General features: G+C 44.5%; 19 protein-coding genes, 1 tRNA gene and 1 pseudogene. 4 read left to right on the top strand and 17 right to left on the bottom strand.

What is annotated here, in order from left to right; genetic code table 11:
• Positions 1–188: 188 nt before the first annotated feature.
• Together ICV32_RS04380 and ICV32_RS04375 are read right to left on the bottom strand one after the other, a co-directional pair.
• The gene (locus ICV32_RS04380; RefSeq protein ID WP_215372240.1) at positions 189–749 is read right to left on the bottom strand and encodes an SRPBCC family protein; all 561 of its coding nucleotides are present in this window, start codon (positions 747–749) and stop codon (positions 189–191) included.
• Between the two features lie 9 nt (positions 750–758).
• Positions 759–1,736 (bottom strand): tripartite tricarboxylate transporter substrate binding protein, encoded by a 978-nt coding sequence (locus ICV32_RS04375; RefSeq protein ID WP_215372238.1) that lies wholly within the window; start codon positions 1,734–1,736, stop codon positions 759–761.
• An 86-nt stretch (positions 1,737–1,822) separates the two neighbouring features.
• On the opposite strand from ICV32_RS04375, the gene ICV32_RS04370 reads away from it, so the two are divergent.
• The gene (locus tag ICV32_RS04370) at positions 1,823–2,785 is read left to right on the top strand and encodes a tripartite tricarboxylate transporter substrate binding protein (protein ID WP_215372236.1); all 963 of its coding nucleotides are present in this window, start codon (positions 1,823–1,825) and stop codon (positions 2,783–2,785) included.
• Between the two features lie 13 nt (positions 2,786–2,798).
• Here ICV32_RS04370 and ICV32_RS04365 read toward each other — a convergent pair whose 3' ends face one another.
• The gene (locus ICV32_RS04365) at positions 2,799–3,104 is read right to left on the bottom strand and encodes a hypothetical protein (RefSeq protein ID WP_215372234.1); all 306 of its coding nucleotides are present in this window, start codon (positions 3,102–3,104) and stop codon (positions 2,799–2,801) included.
• A gap of 67 nt (positions 3,105–3,171) precedes the next feature.
• On the opposite strand from ICV32_RS04365, the gene ICV32_RS04360 reads away from it, so the two are divergent.
• Entirely contained in the window at positions 3,172–3,582 is a 411-nt protein-coding gene (locus tag ICV32_RS04360) for a PaaI family thioesterase (protein WP_215372232.1), read from the top strand.
• A 2-nt stretch (positions 3,583–3,584) separates the two neighbouring features.
• Here ICV32_RS04360 and ICV32_RS04355 read toward each other — a convergent pair whose 3' ends face one another.
• Together ICV32_RS04355 and ICV32_RS04350 are read right to left on the bottom strand one after the other, a co-directional pair.
• Positions 3,585–3,761 carry a hypothetical protein gene (locus ICV32_RS04355; RefSeq protein ID WP_215372230.1) on the bottom strand — a complete coding sequence of 59 codons (177 nt, stop codon included), beginning with the start codon at positions 3,759–3,761 and terminating at the stop codon, positions 3,585–3,587.
• 31 nt (positions 3,762–3,792) lie between these two features.
• Positions 3,793–4,383, bottom strand: a complete 591-nt coding sequence (locus ICV32_RS04350; protein ID WP_215372551.1) for a malonic semialdehyde reductase — start codon at positions 4,381–4,383, stop codon at positions 3,793–3,795.
• A gap of 64 nt (positions 4,384–4,447) precedes the next feature.
• On the opposite strand from ICV32_RS04350, the gene ICV32_RS04345 reads away from it, so the two are divergent.
• A complete protein-coding gene (locus ICV32_RS04345; RefSeq protein ID WP_215372229.1) occupies positions 4,448–5,473 on the top strand; it encodes an isocitrate/isopropylmalate dehydrogenase family protein in 1,026 nt (341 codons plus the stop codon).
• A gap of 6 nt (positions 5,474–5,479) precedes the next feature.
• On the opposite strand, the gene ICV32_RS04340 is transcribed toward ICV32_RS04345, so the two are convergent.
• From ICV32_RS04340 to ICV32_RS04305, 7 genes and pseudogenes are all read right to left on the bottom strand, one after another.
• Positions 5,480–6,013 carry a superoxide dismutase family protein gene (locus tag ICV32_RS04340; RefSeq protein WP_215372227.1) on the bottom strand — a complete coding sequence of 178 codons (534 nt, stop codon included), beginning with the start codon at positions 6,011–6,013 and terminating at the stop codon, positions 5,480–5,482.
• Between the two features lie 94 nt (positions 6,014–6,107).
• On the bottom strand, positions 6,108–6,263 hold the full coding sequence (locus tag ICV32_RS04335; RefSeq protein ID WP_215372225.1) for a DUF2256 domain-containing protein: 156 nt from the start codon (positions 6,261–6,263) through the stop codon (positions 6,108–6,110).
• A 283-nt stretch (positions 6,264–6,546) separates the two neighbouring features.
• Positions 6,547–6,750 carry a hypothetical protein gene (locus ICV32_RS04330; RefSeq protein WP_215372223.1) on the bottom strand — a complete coding sequence of 68 codons (204 nt, stop codon included), beginning with the start codon at positions 6,748–6,750 and terminating at the stop codon, positions 6,547–6,549.
• A 91-nt stretch (positions 6,751–6,841) separates the two neighbouring features.
• A pseudogene (locus ICV32_RS04325) lies at positions 6,842–7,248 on the bottom strand (CIA30 family protein).
• Positions 7,249–7,806: 558 nt separating this feature from the next.
• Positions 7,807–8,457 (bottom strand): DUF2846 domain-containing protein, encoded by a 651-nt coding sequence (locus ICV32_RS04315; protein WP_215372218.1) that lies wholly within the window; start codon positions 8,455–8,457, stop codon positions 7,807–7,809.
• Positions 8,458–8,465: 8 nt separating this feature from the next.
• Positions 8,466–9,089: an SHOCT domain-containing protein gene (locus tag ICV32_RS04310; protein WP_215372216.1), complete on the bottom strand. Its 624-nt coding sequence runs from the start codon at positions 9,087–9,089 to the stop codon at positions 8,466–8,468.
• A 62-nt stretch (positions 9,090–9,151) separates the two neighbouring features.
• On the bottom strand, positions 9,152–11,380 hold the full coding sequence (locus tag ICV32_RS04305; protein ID WP_215372214.1) for a S8 family peptidase: 2,229 nt from the start codon (positions 11,378–11,380) through the stop codon (positions 9,152–9,154).
• Positions 11,381–11,424: 44 nt separating this feature from the next.
• Between ICV32_RS04305 and ICV32_RS04300 the strand changes: the two genes are divergently transcribed.
• Complete coding sequence (locus ICV32_RS04300; protein ID WP_215372212.1) at positions 11,425–11,859, top strand: hypothetical protein; 435 nt, start codon at positions 11,425–11,427, stop codon at positions 11,857–11,859.
• A 24-nt stretch (positions 11,860–11,883) separates the two neighbouring features.
• Here the strand turns inward: ICV32_RS04300 and ICV32_RS04295 are convergent, their stop codons facing one another.
• The 5 genes from ICV32_RS04295 to ICV32_RS04275 form a co-directional block, all read right to left on the bottom strand.
• Positions 11,884–12,810, bottom strand: a complete 927-nt coding sequence (locus ICV32_RS04295; protein WP_215372210.1) for an SHOCT domain-containing protein — start codon at positions 12,808–12,810, stop codon at positions 11,884–11,886.
• A 359-nt stretch (positions 12,811–13,169) separates the two neighbouring features.
• Positions 13,170–13,264: transfer RNA gene (locus ICV32_RS04290), tRNA-Ser, on the bottom strand.
• Between the two features lie 22 nt (positions 13,265–13,286).
• Positions 13,287–14,537, bottom strand: coding sequence for an aspartate kinase (locus ICV32_RS04285; protein WP_215372208.1), 1,251 nt, complete (start codon positions 14,535–14,537; stop codon positions 13,287–13,289).
• 51 nt (positions 14,538–14,588) lie between these two features.
• Entirely contained in the window at positions 14,589–15,869 is a 1,281-nt protein-coding gene (tilS, locus tag ICV32_RS04280) for a tRNA lysidine(34) synthetase TilS (RefSeq protein ID WP_215372207.1), read from the bottom strand.
• The gene (locus ICV32_RS04275; protein WP_215372205.1) at positions 15,829–16,806 is read right to left on the bottom strand and encodes an acetyl-CoA carboxylase carboxyltransferase subunit alpha; all 978 of its coding nucleotides are present in this window, start codon (positions 16,804–16,806) and stop codon (positions 15,829–15,831) included. The genes tilS and ICV32_RS04275 overlap by 41 nt, the downstream gene beginning before the upstream one ends.
• Positions 16,807–16,825 lie beyond the last annotated feature (19 nt).

Below are 16,825 nucleotides of genomic sequence, written 5' to 3'. Positions count from 1 at the left end.
TTGACTCCAACCGCGATCAGACTTAGGATGAAATCGTGGTGTCGCAGTCATTGTGTGACCCGCCTGGTAGTAATACCAGCCTTTGTGGGTACATTCCTGTGCCCCTCCGATACGGGACAGCAAACTCCCGTAGCGACGACAACCACTCAGAAGAGTGGTATGGCCCGGCGGCATACCCGTCGGGCTTTTTATTTACAGATAAATTGCTTTTGTGCGTTGCGTTGCGTTGCGCTATCTGCCATTGCCTCAAAGCGTTTTGTCATTTGATTTCGAATGAAGTACTCGGCAATTGAATAGGGAACTAAAGAACTTAATTCAATCGTTGCTCGATATTGAAAACGCGTACCATCGCCCTCGGGGTTAAGGCGCCAACTACCCTGATAGTATTTGGCATCACCGCTCACCTGCCTAAAATCAAGTACTTGGTCTGATACTTCTTTGTATTCAACAATCGAACGCATTTGCACTGGTATTAAAAGAATTTGTTCTTCAACCACCCGCTCAACCAAGATTTGATTGCCGGTGCGGCTAATAATTTTGGATTCTTTAATGCCAGGAAAGTTTTTTGCAGCCTCATAATCCCGGATAAACAAAACGGCTTGACATAAGCCAAGTCCAACCTTGAAATCTGCAATGATCTGAAACTGCTCCGCAGTCGGACTTACCTGGAGGTGAAGATCATAGGCATTGCTTACTGCATATGTATTAAACGTGATGCCAAGTAATACTGCAGCAGCAATGACTTTCACTGCAAACCTCTACTCTGCCTCAATCTTGGCGGCTTTTACAACATTGGCCCAACTAACTAATTCGTTAGCGACATGGTCAGTAAACTGTTTGGGGTTCTCATAATCGGCGCTTGCACCCAAATCGATAGCGCGCTGCCTAAACGCTGGGCTTTGAATAACTTTAGCGATTTCAGCGCTTAACTTATCAATAATAGGCTTGGGCACTCCCGCCGGTGCGAAAACGCCAAACCACGATGTAGCGTCCACTTTGGGATAACCAACCTCTGCCGTCGTGGGTACATCAGGTAAGCTAGGTAAACGTGTTTTACCGGTAACCGCAAGAACTCGCAGCCTTCCGCTAGCGACGTGTTGCATAAATGGTGGCGCGGTACCAAAGGTAATATCAACTTGGCCGGCTAACAAATCTTGCAATGCAGGCCCCGTTCCTTTGTACGGAATGTGTGTCATTTTGATTCCGGCTTGCTGCTCTAGCATTGCGCCGGTTACATGCTGTAAAGAGCCATTGCCAGATGAGGCGTAATTTAATTTACCGGGATTTGCTTTAGCATAGGCAATCAACTCTTTAAAGTTTTTGATCGGTAAATCTGCACGGATGACAATGATTTGCGGAGCAGAGATCACATTAGCAACCGCCTGAAAATCTTTCTGCTCCCACTGCTGCTGTTTCGACACATGGGGCGTAATTACATGGTAACCCGAGTATTGCATCATGATCATATAGCCATCGGCTGGCGCCCGTTTGACCTGAGCAGCGGCAATATTACCGTTACCACCCCCCTTGTTCTCCACCACAATTGTTTGACCTAAGGCGCTACCCAAAGGGGTTGCAAGCATGCGTGCCGATATATCGGTGGTACCGCCAGGAGCGGTCGGAACAATCATGGTGATTGGTCTTACTGGATAGGCATCTGTTTGCGCACTGACAATATTCGCACCAACAAGACCTAAGAACAATAAATGCAGAACAACGTAAGCTTTATGTTTCATGTAAACCTCTGTTCATGGATCAAGGGAATTGAATGGTGATTTAATTGTAGGCTAAGATGGAATCTTACTTTACGAAAAGAGAATCTATGCGTCGCTTCTTCCAGTCCCTCCTCCTTGCTACTTGCTGCTTTTTCTCCTCGACATTATTAGCGTATCCCAATAAGCCCATTACCATCATCGTCCCTCAAGCACCAGGGGGCACCAATGATATTGTGGGTCGTTTAGTAGCACAACGCTTGGGCGAGCAGATGAAGAGCTCGATCGTGGTAGAGAATCGTCCTGGCGCCGGGGGTAACATCGGCACCCAATGGGTTGCCAATGGTCCGAAGGACGGGCATACCCTCTTGATGACCATTAGTAGCGCACAGGCCATTAACCCTGCGCTCTATAAAAATCCGGGGTTTGATCCAGTCAATGACTTTGTGCCGATTGCACTTGTAGGGTCGGTGCCTAATGTTCTGCTGGTCAATGCCAACTTTCCAGCAAAAACACTCGATGAGTTTATTAAATTAGTGAAATCCAAACCGCCAGGCACCTATCAATATGCCTCTGCAGGTAATGGCACTCTAAATCATCTTCTTGGTGAAATGCTCAATCAAAGCGCTGGGCTTTCTCTACAACACATCCCTTATAAAGGCGTAGCCCCTGCCTTAAATGATTTATTGGGTGGTCAAATCCAAATCGCGTTTGCGAGTTTGCCATCTGTATTGCAATACATTAATACACAAAAATTAGTGGCTTTGGGCGTTAGTTCGGCCAAACGCTCCCCTGTTCTACCCGACGTTCCGGCAATTGCTGAAAAAATCCCAGGGTTTTCTGGCACGCTCTGGATTGGTTTATTTGCTCCTAAGGGGACTCCCAAACCAGTCATCGATAAACTTCAAAAAGAAATGCAAGTGACCCTTGCAAATCCAGAGCTCAAAGAAAAATTAACCGCTTCTGGCGTGGAACTAGCGAATGCCTCACCTGCTGAATTTGCAAAACTATTACAAGATGACATCAATCGTTGGGCAAAGATTGTGAAGGCCTCGGGGGCATCTTTAGACTAAGCAGCTCAACGCATTAATTAAAGGGAATGGTAATTAAACCTTCTCGAGGATTCATGGGCTGCGCAGAATTATCTTCTAGGGATTTAGCCTCCGCTTCACCACGCGTGTCGCTTTGATAATTGGGTCCAATAATGATGCCTTGTGGAGCGGTCTCGGGAGGCAAGGGCTTGGGTTTACCCATGACACCCTGAGGGGGCACTATGGGTTGCTCATTAATCGCCTTTAATTCATTGGGCTGAAGCGGTGATATTTGCGCAACGGCTAAGTTGGCAGTGGCAAGCGTGAGAAGCAGGCAAGAGAAGGAAATGGAGTGGCGCATCCCCGTATTAAACCACTCTTTGGGCTCGCCTAAAATGATTGATCAAATCAATTAGGATTCACTTTGTATGCCAGCGACCCGAGATGAAATCACGACCTTCTTTAAGAAGGATTTTCCACAAACCAAGTGTCAGATTCTGGAAGTCGGCAATCGTTCGGCATTGGTTAGCCATCCCGTGGGCCAAGAGGAGCTGCGCCCAGGTGGAACGGTTTCAGGACCAACCATGATGGCACTTGCTGATGTTGCTTTGTATGTGGCCATTTTGGGCGAGATTGGCATCGTGCCACTTACCGTCACCACGAGCTTAAATATTAATTTCTTACGACGGCCAAAGCCCAGTCATGAAATTCGTGCTCAATCACGACTGCTCAAGCTGGGTAAGAGCTTGGTGGTTGGGGAAGTCTTTATTTACTCGGGATCTGACCCAGATCCAATCGCCCATGCCACGGCGACCTATTCCATACCGCCACAATCCTGAACTTATTCTTTGCGCTTGAAGATACCGATCACAGCAGCCAAGATCTTTGGTGAGAGTGACAAGGCAAAGAGGATATCCACAATGAAGAACCATGATCCACGGCTTAGCTCAATGATCGCGAGGATCACAAAGATCGCCATCATCACGCGGCGCAGTGTGTCGGTTGGGAAATAGCCCATGGTTCTTCCTTTTATTGAATGTGTTCTTAGTTTAGAGGATCTGAGCAACATCCCCAAATGCTAGACGTGGACCGCGAGGATAGATTCCGCTGGGATTTGCAATGCCAATGTTCATTAAGAAATTTGCGTGATAGCGACCATCTGGAAAGAATGCTTGGTTTACTTTAGCAGGATCAAACCCTGACATCGGCCCACAATCCCAGCCTAAGCTGCGTGCGGCCAATAGCAAGTAAGCGCCCTGTAAGGAACTATTACGTAAGGCAGCTACTTCGGTCACCGCTGGCTTTCCCTCAAAGAAGGGTTTGGCGTCCATGGCCGGATACAGACTTGGTAAGTGTTCATAAAAATGCGTGTCGTAAGCAACGATGACTGTGACCGATGCGCTTTTTACTTGCGCAACATTTCCTGGGCTGAGTGCCGGGAGTAAGCGCTCTTTTGCTGCTTCGCTACGAACGAAGACATAGCGTCCAGGCTGTGCATTAAACGCGGTTGGCCCCCACTTCATTAACTCATACAACTGGCTAATCTGTTCATCACTGATTTGGAGTGATTCAAAGGCATGTACGGTTCTTGCTTGAGTAAATAGTTGCTCTTGGATGTTAGTTGGTATTGGATTGGTCATTTTGTCGAGTGCTCGCTCAAAGGATTTAAAATAGAGAATTCTGATCATAATCTAAGCACCCACCATGAGTTCATCGAAGCCCTTGACCGCCACCCTAATCCCCGGAGACGGAATTGGTCCCGAGATTGTCGAGTCCACTATCCAAATCTTTGAAACCTTAGGTAGCCCATTTGCCTGGGAAGTTCAGCAAGCCGGGGTTGCAGGTGTTGAGGCACTGGGTGATCCCTTGCCTAAGCAAACATTAGATAGTATTCGTCAGAATCATCTGGCCTTAAAGGGCCCTCTCACTACGCCTGTTGGTGGCGGCTTTCGGTCCTCTAATGTGCGCTTACGTGAAGAGTTTGAGTTGTATGCCAACGTACGACCAGCCAAAACGATGATTCCAGGTCGCTATGAAAATATCGATATCGTGTTGATTCGGGAGAACTTGGGCGGCTTCTATGTAGCCCATGAGTACTTAATACCCGTTGGTGACAATCCCAAAGCAGTTGCAGTATCAACCGGCATGAACACCTATGAAGGCAGTAAACGGATCGCACGCTTTGCCTTTGAATACGCTCTCAAGAATGGTCGCAAGAAGATTACCGTCGTTCATAAAGCCAATATTCTGAAGCTTCTCACAGGTGTCTTTTTAGATGCCGCACGGGATGTGTCCAAGGAGTATGAAGGTCGAGTTGAGATGGACGACATGATTGTGGATGCGTGTGCGATGCAATTGGTTCTTAATCCTTGGCGTTTTGATATGTTGCTGTGTACCAATCTCTTTGGCGATATTTTGTCGGATCAAATCGCAGGCTTAGTGGGCGGTCTTGGAATGGCGCCCGGAGGAAATATTGGTACCAACACCGCAATCTTTGAGGCTGTGCACGGCTCCGCTCCCGATATTGCTGGCAAAGGGATTGCTAATCCCGTCTCCATTTTGCTGGCATCAGCGATGATGCTTGATCATGTGGGCAAACAGGATTTAGCAACCCGTTTGCGCACTGCCATCATCGATACCCTCAATGTTGACCAGATCCGCACTGGGGATCTTAAAGGTACAGCAAGTACCAAGCAGTTCACAGACGCCGTCTGTAAACGCTTGGTCTAGGTTGATTTAAGAACTACGAATCAAGCCACAAGCGATTCTGGGGCCTGAGTTACCTGCGGGTTGTGATTTGTAGTCATCCGGATCGCGATGGATCACGACTGAGCGGCCAACGATTCCAGCAGGACCAGTGTTCACTGTAATACCATGAACTTTCGCTGAGTAATTTGCATTGCCATTGGCATCGGCCTTGAGATTGGGCAAATCACCAGCATGACTATGTGAGCTTCCGGGAGATCCATGGGCCTTTCCATCGGGATTGAAGTGACCCGCAGCACTCATCGCATCGGGTGCAGAACAATCACCCTTTTCATGGACATGAAAACCATGTTCGGAATTTGGCTTAAGTCCACTCACCCGAGCGGTCACCATAACATCGCTACCTTGCCATACAAATTGCACATCACCTTTCACATTTGAACCCGATCGCGACTCTAAGTTCGCGCTTGCTTTTTGTCCTGAGCCCCCACCCATGGGATTACATCCAGCAACAAAGCCCGCAACGGATAGTGCGACTACGATTTTTATGGTGTTCATGATCATCTCCTTATGGTGTCGATCATTCACTCTATGCCATAATTGGAATGAATGCTAGGCGACTTAGGGTTTTAGCTAGGTAAATGCCTAACAAACTAGGCTATTTAGCTGATTTTTTCTTACGACAGGCCTCAGAGCAGTACAAAACGCTCTCCCAGTTTTTGGCCCAAGACTTACGCCAGGTCATAGCTCGGCCACATGCGGCACAGGGCTTACTGGGTAAATAGCTTTTATTGCCTTTAAATGGGGTGCTCATGGTGCCAGCCGTGCTACCTTAATCTAGTAATCACCCCATTGATTTGATGAGCGATCAGGAAATCAAGAGTTATAAAAGGATGATTTTCCTTAAAAAGGCATCATCAGTGCTTAATGGTCTTTGTCATTCGATCCACGACTGCCAAAAATGATAATAAGCAGTGTGGCGATCCCGACTCCAGAAAATATGAATCCAAGGGTTACGCTCGTAATTTCCATATTGATATCTCCTTTAAATCGTAATTAATGATCTAGATTAGCACTTTTAAGGGTGGGTCGCTTCGTTATCGTCTTCTGCGCTTTTTCCATGTATACGCTTCACCGTTGGGAAACTTGCCATTTAGGATTCCATCCGCCCCAAACTTACCCACAACTTCGATCCCATTAAACTGAATGGTCACAAACTCACCCAACTCCATTGCCCAAGCAATTGCTTGATCCAATGTTTCAAATTCGTAGTGATTTGAATTGTGCTTTACGGTGATCATGATTTGCTCGATTTATCAAGCTATCTTATTTAAGATCTTTTAAGCAATAACTCAATGGAATCGATTAGGTCGTAAAGCATTATTAAACCAATTATTTAGATTGGAGTGTTTGAAGTTGAATTGCAAAGCTTCTGGTTTGACCATCTGAAATTAATATACCGATCTCGATGACATCAAAAAAAGATAAGGTGGGCGCATCAATGGCCCGTCCCCGAAATGTTGATTTAAATTGTTCTAAATTGAATTGATACGTTTGCCAACTAGGAAGAGCGACGAAATCTGCAGCATACGTTACTCGAGGCGCCAACTCGGTGCGCAAGATCAGCTTATACCGCTTACCATCACCTTTTGCTAAAAGCTCAATGTGCTGAGTTCCCTGTGGGAAACGAATGGCTGCGCGCATAGAGGCAAATCCACCATTATTTTCCGTGATATTTGGCCCTCAAAAAACATACCTTGAGGATCCTCACGAAGGCTCGATTGAGATAAGCCACCCATCACGTTATCGTTCACAATCCAACAATCTCGCAGCGTATTACGGTTTGTGAAATCCATGCGAGCTCCTTGTGCACGTACTAGTTCATTCCAGCATAAAAGGTAAACACCAGAGGTGCAAAGAAAATATCTTCTTAGATTCAATTTTATGATCAGCACAATTAAATAGGTTAATTTACAACCTATTTAATTATTTCGGATTAGCTCTCTACTAGTATTCTTACAACAAATATTTTATTACTAGCTTATAGCCTGGCAATTTCATGATTTAGGAATTTGTAAGGGGATACCATAAACGTTTCATTAATATAATCTATCCTCAATGAACACAATCTTCAGCAATTTAATCTTGGCATTTTTCTGCATCCGTATTACTTTTTAATTGGTTCAGCTTTTGCTTTGATAATTGTTATTTATATTTTTGGGAGACTGGTCGCTATGATGTCTGCTGCAGCAATTTAAAAACAAACTCTTCTGAAAAAGCTTTTTTATTAAGCAGTTTGACTCAGCACTTAATAATTTAATGCTCCGAGAAAATTGGTAATGGCAACCGATATAACTTTATAAGGCTTTAAGAATTTCTGCTTTCTTGATATCGTAATCTTTTTTTGTAATCAAACCCTTTTTGAGGAGCTCATCTAATTGCTCTAATTTCTCTGCTGGATTTGGAAGAGTGTTTTTAGATACTGGGTTACTAGACTGGGTAACTGGCTGAACTTGCGGAGCAGACTTAATTCCATCGGGCTTAATTAAGGTGCCTAAAGACAGAGTTTTAACAAGGTATTTTCCCTGCGTATCGTCAATCGGAAAAATGTTATTCCTAGCCATAATTATTCCAATAGCTGGTTCCTGCTGAAGATAAATAACATCCCCAGCATTCACTTTAACAGTCCACTCAGCCCAGTTTTCTGCTTTTGATGAGATCTTTCTGGAACCAGGATCAACTCCAAAATAAATATACTGCCCGCCTCTTGTATAACCAACTTCAGCTTCATCAGCTTGAGTGTCAACAAAAACATTAAACCTAACCAGGCCGCCAATGCCCGAAGGTCTAACAACATAAACCAGAGCTTTTCCAGGTGATGGCTGTTTGGGTAATTGAAACCCTACTATTTCCGCCCTCATTTGCTCGCTGGAGGGTAAGGTGGCGCAACCCTGGAAAAGAGTAATGCACGTTAATAATAAAAATACTCGAATTTTTTTGGTGATCATTTCTGCCCCTATAGACTCTTAAGAATCTCTGCTTTTTTAGTGTCGTACTCCTTTTGAGTAATCAGGCCCTTTTTAAGAAGATTATTCAAATCATCTAGCCTTTTAACGGGATTGGGTAAATCGTCTTTTTTGGGATCTTTACTGGGAAATGCAGCGACGGATTGAGCTGTAAGATTTTGTGATTTAGTAGTTACTCCAGTTGCTGTGGTTGTTACTACGGGAGCGTTTGGATCAACTTGCAATGTTTGATTTTCAGAATTTGCCGCAGTATCTGGTTTCATGACTGGTACACCTGTACATTTCTTATCTGCTGCCATTTGTTGAAGTCGTTGATATCTTGCTGCAGCAGCTTTTTGTTCAACCGTGGCAGTAGAACCCAAGTCCATAAAAAACCATGGAACTATTAGAAATATGCCAGTAATGCCTAATGCAGCATTAGTTCCAATTTGTGTATTTCTATCACCCGCAGCCTTATCTTGAGCGGTAATCATTTGCTGCATTTCATTTACGATAGCATCACAAGTTTTTGTATCGTCACCGACTTGCGCAAGCGGTACTGGATTTGCTGGAGTGCTAGCACATCCACTTAATACGATTGATATTGAGAGTAAAACAGCAATTAATTTTTTCATTTTTAAGTTGTGATTAATTTTCAAAGATATCCACGATAAAGGTAGAAGTTGAATAACAGCTCTTAAAGTCGATGCTCATAGAATATAGCAGCTCCTGCACCACTCAAACCATATGGCTTTTGCTCATACATTAGACCACCTTTAATTCGACTAGCAGCATTAAAACGGTGATGTACATCAAAATTAACTTGATGGGAATTTAAGAAATTATTAAATCCTGAAGCATAACTTTGGTATCCAATATTGCCGCTTTCATCTATTGTGGATGGTAATTTTGTAGTCAACTGACCGGATAAAGCTTGCTCCTGTTTAAAGCCAAGACTCAAGGCAGTTTTCTTACTCAAAAAGTGATCAGCGCCGACTCTGAAAACAGCATACTTTCCATTGTCAAAAGAAACTAATCCTGCAGATCCTGTGTTGAAGTTTGCCATTTCAACACCTGTTCGTAACTTTGTTTGACCTCCAAACAAAGAGTGGGTATAAAAACTTCCCATTGAGGTAGCCTGTGCATTATTTAACCCGAAAGCCCCCGAAGATGAGAGACCCAATGGCTGGGCAAATGAGTTAGCCACGGAATAGGTCACTCCATATGCAAAGTTTTCATGTTCACGTTGCGAAACAAAACTAAAAGCCGTTCTTGAACCCATCATCGATCGGTTTTGATTAAGTTCATTTGGGTTGAATCCTGACTGAATATTGGGCATGCTACTCATCACAGCTACTTTAGTTCTGCCAAAATTAGTAGCATATCCAAAGCCATTTGTATTGGTAGAAGAATCATTTAGATGAGGCACATAATGCAAACCCAATTGCCGACTAAGGGATTGCTCAGACCTTACACCGCTGGCAAATCCAACACTATGCCCATACTGGCGAATTGACATTGCGGTGTGGAGCCCCTGTAACTGAGTAAATTTCATACCTTCGCCATGTTCAATATCTATGGGTGATGGTTCAGCCATAGCGTTCATATGTCTTACTGCAAAATTCGATTGAATTTTTGATTCTTGAATGAAACTTGATGCTGGCACCCAAAATGGTGCTTTTTGATAATTATCAACCAAAAGTATTCTTGAATTTCTCATTGAAGCAGCAATTGAACTTGGAAGAGTAATGCTTGAGGTTGATACAGATCCCAGTGATCCACTGGTGTGGGATCCGGTTGGTAAAGACAATCCACCAACAGGGTTTGACGCTGCCTCAAGATCCATTAAACCTTGTCCATATATTGCTGAGGTTGCATAAATACCGGTTCGATTTGCTGTAGTAAGCAGTCTTGCTGCGATATCTTGATACGAAAGATTTGGAAACATACTCTTTAGAGCGGCAATAGCGCCACTAACCATTGGGGCAGCCATAGATGTTCCGGACATCCTTGTATATCCACCATTGTTGTACATGGAATACACACCATCTGCAGCTTGGTTATCACCGCCACCTGGGGCCGCAAGACACCAGGCTGCAGCAACTCCACATCTATTTGTGTAGGCAGTTTCGACACCACTTGGATCAACAGCTACAACAGCTAACCAGCCAGCCTGAAGTCCAGATATACGATATGGCAACCCAGCTTGATAACTAACTTGAGTAAGACTGCTATTACCAGCAGCCCAAACGGCTACTCCACCATTAGCAACATATGTTTGATACGCAGAAATTGAGTTCGGAATTGAGGCATTTAACTGGGCAGTTGTAACAGATGTAATTGCTGTTGTTGACCCCCAAGAATTATTAATTATGAAAGCTCCAGCGTTATAAGATCTTGTTGCCGAGGCTCCAATTTGAGCATCTGTAGCTGTAACAGTTCCTGTCGCATCTATTACTCTTAAGTTAAGAATAGTTGCATTGTATGCAATACCATGCATACCAGAAGAATTCATTGGTGCGGCAATTATTCCTGCTACATGAGTTCCGTGTCCACGTGCATCAGAAGCAGACCCAGTTGTATTGTCAACGTAGTTATATGAATTTGTTGTGTCAATACGAATTGAGGATCCTGTTGATGCTTCAGCTGCATTAATGCCTGAATCTGCTACCGCTACTTTAATGTTTGTTCCTGTACCAGCTGTAGATTCAGATGGATTACCCCCTGTTCCACCATTTTGAGCGTACCAACGATAGTGTCCGTTGTAATACATGGAGGAGGCTTTGACCAATCCCAATCCGGATTGAGCGCTATATTCTGTTGTTTGAAAATCAGAGGCACTTGTGTATGTTAATGTTCTTGAGGATCCACTCGATCCTGCGGACCCACCTCCCCCACCACCAGCACATCCTGACAGAATTGCCAAGCCAATAATTGATAGATATATTCGTGGCATAAGGAAACTCTCTAATGAAAAAGATTAATACTTATACTTTTAATATATATTGGTTTTTGATATTTTTGTCACTTATTGGCTGCGGGAATACCCTGAGCCTGTCAGGTAATGAGTTGAAAGTTTTTAATGGGGATTCGACATTACTTATTTCTGAAGAATTTAAGCTTACAAGACTTCAAAAAGCGGCTGATTTTGATGGATTACCAATGGAATTTCAAAGGTACAAGCACGAAATCAGTCAATTTGATTTTTATTTAGCCCAATCGCCCACTCAAAACTCAGGTGGTTTCATATTTGAGGTAGTCGAAACCTCCAATACTTTAGTAGTTTGCTTAAAAAAACCAGACCCGCTTACTAGTGTTACAGCGGCAATGTCAAACCCAATCGCCTTAATCAGAACTAGAAAAGGAATAAATGTTGAATTGAAAATTAATAATTGTGTTAGATGAACACTTTTTTCTATTTTAAAACAGTTACATATTTTTTAGAATCTCAGCTTTTTTGGACTCATAATCATTTTGATTAATCAAACCTTTTTTTAGTAAGTCATTTAAAAGCTCAAGTTTCATTACTGAGTTATTTTCAGACTGTAAAGAAAGTTTGGGTTTTGTGGATATCTCAGTCAGTGTTGTAGATTTTGAATCTACAGCGTTATTAGTAATTACTGATGACTCTGAACTTATATTCTTAGTTGAGTTAGCAATAGATATAAATTCAGCTTTACTATCGGTATAAATATTCGTTGGACTGTATTGATTTATAACAATAATTTCATTACCAACATCTATAAGCGTAATTAAAAATGTTACATCTGTACCAAAAACACCCTTTTTGGTTCCAACAATCTCGAATCGAAGAGCGCCATATCCATTTATATTTAGGCGCTCAGAGTTTTTTGATGTGCCCTCTTTCAATAAGGCAATCTGATTTCTCTCCATATTATTTGCCATTTGTTGGATGTCACTAGTTGGCGTTTTTAAATTACTGAAGATTAATATTTCTTTTCCCGATACAGACCTGGACTTAGCAAAAAGAAGCCGCCCATTAAACCTCTCTAGATTTTTCATGGGCTGAATTTCATAATCATCTGGTAACTCAAAGCTAACTTTTGATATGAAATTAAAAGTAAACTCAACATCAGCCCTTATGGGGTTTGTAGGATTAGGACAAATTGATGAAGTGCCAGACAGAGATAGAATTTTTGCAGTATTTCCTGTTTGAGGGGATGTTATGACATCCCCAACCTTGTAAGAGTCTCTAACACATATATCACCTTTTGCACCGGTTATTGCATCACCGATTGCCCTAGTTACGCTTCCAGGTATGTAAATAAACCATGCATTTACATCTAATGAGGATAAAGACAGGCAAATAAAAATAATTGAATATATTTTTTTCATTTAATTTCCATTTGTTTGATTACTAAAAAACTGTCAATCATTTAAGAACTTGCTTAATGGTAATACTTGGAAGATGCGCCTACTCTTATGTTTCTTTATAAATCTTTTTTGCAGAATACCATACGTAGTTATTCCCTACGAAAGTAACTTATTTAGGGGGGGCGGGGTACGGTGGGGTCTGGAAAATGGGAAATCGACAAGGGGTACCCCCTAACCCCACGAATCCTCTTTCTGAATATTACTTTCTATTATTTGCTAGCGGTAAAGAATGATGAGTTCTTAATAAATAATTTGTATTTTGGGTAGTCCTTTGGGTAGTTTTTTAATAAAGTACCATTAAAGACCATACTATAAGTTTGTGGCGGAGACGAGAGGATTCGAACCTCCGATCCGTGTTTTAGCACAGATGCTCCCTTAGCAGGGGAGTGCCTTCGACCAGCTCGGCCACGTCTCCGTATTACATCAATACCGCTAGTTTACTTCTGATCCAATTCAAAGGCTTTATGGAGGGCTCTGACCGCGAGTTCCATGTATTTCTCATCAATCACGACTGAGATCTTAATCTCGCTCGTTGAGATCATCAAAATATTGATGCCCTCCTCCGATAAGGTTCTAAACATCTTACTGGCCACGCCAACGTGGGAGCGCATTCCTACGCCCACTACTGATACCTTCGACACCTTGGGGTCACCCATGATGTCTTTGGCGCCAATATGTGCTTGCACACTCTTTTTTAGTAGATCAAGGGCTTTTTGATAATCGGCACGCGGTACTGTGAATGTGAAATCGGTCTTTCCTTCAACCGATTGGTTCTGAATAATCATGTCCACATCAATATTGGCTTCGGCAATGGGGCCTAAGATTTGATAGGCGATGCCAGGACGATCTGGTACATCAATCACAGTGATCTTGGCTTCATCGCGTGCAAATGCGATTCCTGAGATTACAGCGGCTTCCATGGTGGTGTCCTCTTCAAAGGTAATTAAAGTACCCGACTTCATTTCTTGATCAAGCGGAATTAGTGGATCAGTCAGCGATGACAACACACGGGTCTTCACTTTGTACTTACCAGCAAACTCCACTGAGCGTATTTGCAAGACCTTGGAACCAAGGCTTGCCATTTCTAGCATCTCTTCAAAGGTGATGCGGTCTAGGCGACGTGCATCTTCACAAACGCGTGGGTCAGTGGTGTATACGCCATCGACATCGGTATAAATTAGGCACTCATCGGCCTTCAGAGCAGCAGCAACAGCAACTGCAGAAGTATCTGAACCACCACGACCTAGGGTGGTCACATTACCTTGTGGGTCAACCCCTTGAAATCCAGTAATGACAACTGCTCGGCCTGCATCCAAATCCTTTTTGATCTTGGCATCATCAATGCCCATGATCCGTGCCTTGGTGTAGGCCGAATCGGTATGCACCGTAACCTGCCAACCCGAATAACTCACTGCATCAATCCCCTGCTCTTGCAAAGCAATGGCTAATAAGCCAGAACTAACCTGCTCACCGGTTGCTGCAATTTGATCAAGCTCTCTGGGGTTTGGGCTACTACTTAACTCTTTTGCTAGCCCTAACAGGCGGTTGGTCTCGCCCGACATGGCTGATGGCACTACTACCACTTGATGACCTGCACGCATCCACTTCGCAACCCGTTTGGCCACATTTTGGATGCGTTCGATGGATCCCATCGAGGTGCCACCGTACTTATGAACAATTAAAGACATATTCGTTTTACTGAATTGCAAAACCTATGATTTTACAGGGTTTTGTTTTTCTTAATCCAAATAAGACCACTCGGGCCAAACGCGCTGGCCCTCGGTGGTGAGGTGGGCAATGCTGACGCCCAGACCTTCAACCGCTATGAGCTCATCATCCATAAACAAGAGTGGGATCTGCCGTTGCCAAGGAGGCACTCCAGCCTCTTGATAGAGATTTTTAAGACTTTTACTTGGGGTATTGGGTTTGATCTTTAGGCGCTCGCCACCAGTTCGGGGTCTGCCCTCAATGGTCTTGACCCGTTGACAGTAGTCCCATGCAAGACCTGCTTGAGTGGAGCTCTCAGGGATTGGCACAAAGATCCATTGGCCCCGATTGGATGGCTGTGCGGACTCGATTCGTAAGGCATTGCGCCACGCTCGGATGTGATGACGATCATGCAACCATTCCAATTTAGCGCCAGCACGGAGAGACTTTAGGTCACGCCACCAAGATTGCAAACGCTCCGTTGAGGGCATGGCTAATTGATTACGTTTGAGCCAATATCGCATCACATTCGTGGCTCGGGCTGGGTCTTGCTTATGGAGGGTCATCAATGGGGCAATACTAAGTTGATTGCGATTGATCCAAGTGCGCGCATCGTGCTGCGCAAGTTGATCCATCAAAACTTGGGACTGTGCCAACCATTGCGCACTGCGGGCTAGATTGGCAATTGCCCCACCCTGAATCTGCTCAAGCTCCGGTAGGATTTTTTTACGGATTGCGTTACGGCGATACCGTGTATTTTGATTACTGGGATCCTCCACCCAAGACAACTTGTGTTGCTTGGCATAGATCTGCAATTGCGTGCGGTCTTGCTCCAATAGAGGTCGCCATACTTGCACGGTTCTGCCATTGGGAGTTTGCAACTCTTTATGAGGAGGCATTCCTGCCAAACCTGCAGGCCCCGCACCTCGCAGAAGTTGCAAGAGCACAGTCTCGGCTTGATCGTGCTGATGGTGGGCAAACAACAAATGATCGAGTTGGTGTTGATCACACAGCCCAAGTAGTGCTTCGTAGCGCGCTTGGCGCGCATGGGCCTCAATGTTCGCAGTGATCGGCAAATGCACAAGTCGGAAATCAAAGTCAACGTGGTAGCGCTTGGCTAAGCGCTCACAAAATAGCAACCACTCATCCGCCTGAGTTTGTAATCCATGGTGCACATGAAGTGCATATACCGCGTCGTGGGGATAGGCCTTGCAAACCGCATCGAGCAGTACAACGGAATCGAGGCCCCCACTTAAGGCCACACCAATTCGTTTAGCTTGCGTCTTTGGCTTTGACTTCTTTGAACTGGCCATAACTCATGAACCGTTGATGACGGCGCTCGAGCAGTTCTTTCTCTGACAGGTCTTCGACCTCCGAAAGAGCGCGTGCCAGCGCCTTATTCATATTGGCCATCATGGCTTCGTAATCACGATGAGCAGCCCCAACGGGTTCCGGCACGATCGTATCAATCAATTGAAGATCTTTTAACCGCTGAGCGGTGAGTGCTAATTGTTCTGCAGCATCGGGTGCCTTCTCTGCAGTCTTCCATAGAATCGAAGCGCATCCCTCGGGTGAGATCACGGAATACGTTGAGTATTGCAGCATCATGACGACATCACCCATCGCAATCGCCAGTGCACCCCCTGAACCACCTTCACCAATAATGGTGGTGATAATGGGCACTTTGAGTTCTGCTTGGGTATAGAGGTTATGCCCAATCGCTTCAGATTGATTGCGCTCTTCGGCATCAATCCCAGGAAATGCACCAGGGGTATCCACAAAGGTAAAGACCGGTAGGCCAAACTTCTCAGCAAGACGCATCAGTCGCATCGCCTTGCGATACCCTTCAGGACGACTCATTCCAAAATTACGCATGGCACGCTCTTTGGTATCGCGCCCCTTTTGATGACCGATCACCATGCAAGGTTTACCATCAAAACGCGCAAGGCCGCCAATAATCGATTGATCATCGGCAAAGACGCGATCGCCATGCAACTCATGAAAGTCGGTAAATAAGGCTTGGATATAGTCGAGTGTGTAGGGGCGCTGTGGATGGCGGGCAACCTGAGAGACCTGCCATGGCGTTAAGCCCTCGTAGATCTCTTTAGTGAGCAGTTGGCTTTTTTCTGAAAGTGTCTTGAGCTCGCTTGAGATATCCACCGAAGATTCGTCTTGCACGTAGCGAAGTTCTTCGATTTTGGTCTCAAGCTCTGCAACCGCTTGCTCAAAGTCTAGGAAAGTGGTCTTCATGGCCTAATTTTATGTGCTT

It is taken from the genome of Polynucleobacter sp. MWH-UH24A, from assembly GCF_018687475.1.
Classification (GTDB): domain Bacteria; phylum Pseudomonadota; class Gammaproteobacteria; order Burkholderiales; family Burkholderiaceae; genus Polynucleobacter.
The sequence above is the reverse complement of the archived record's forward strand: the minus strand, read 5'-3'. Positions and strand labels throughout refer to the sequence as shown.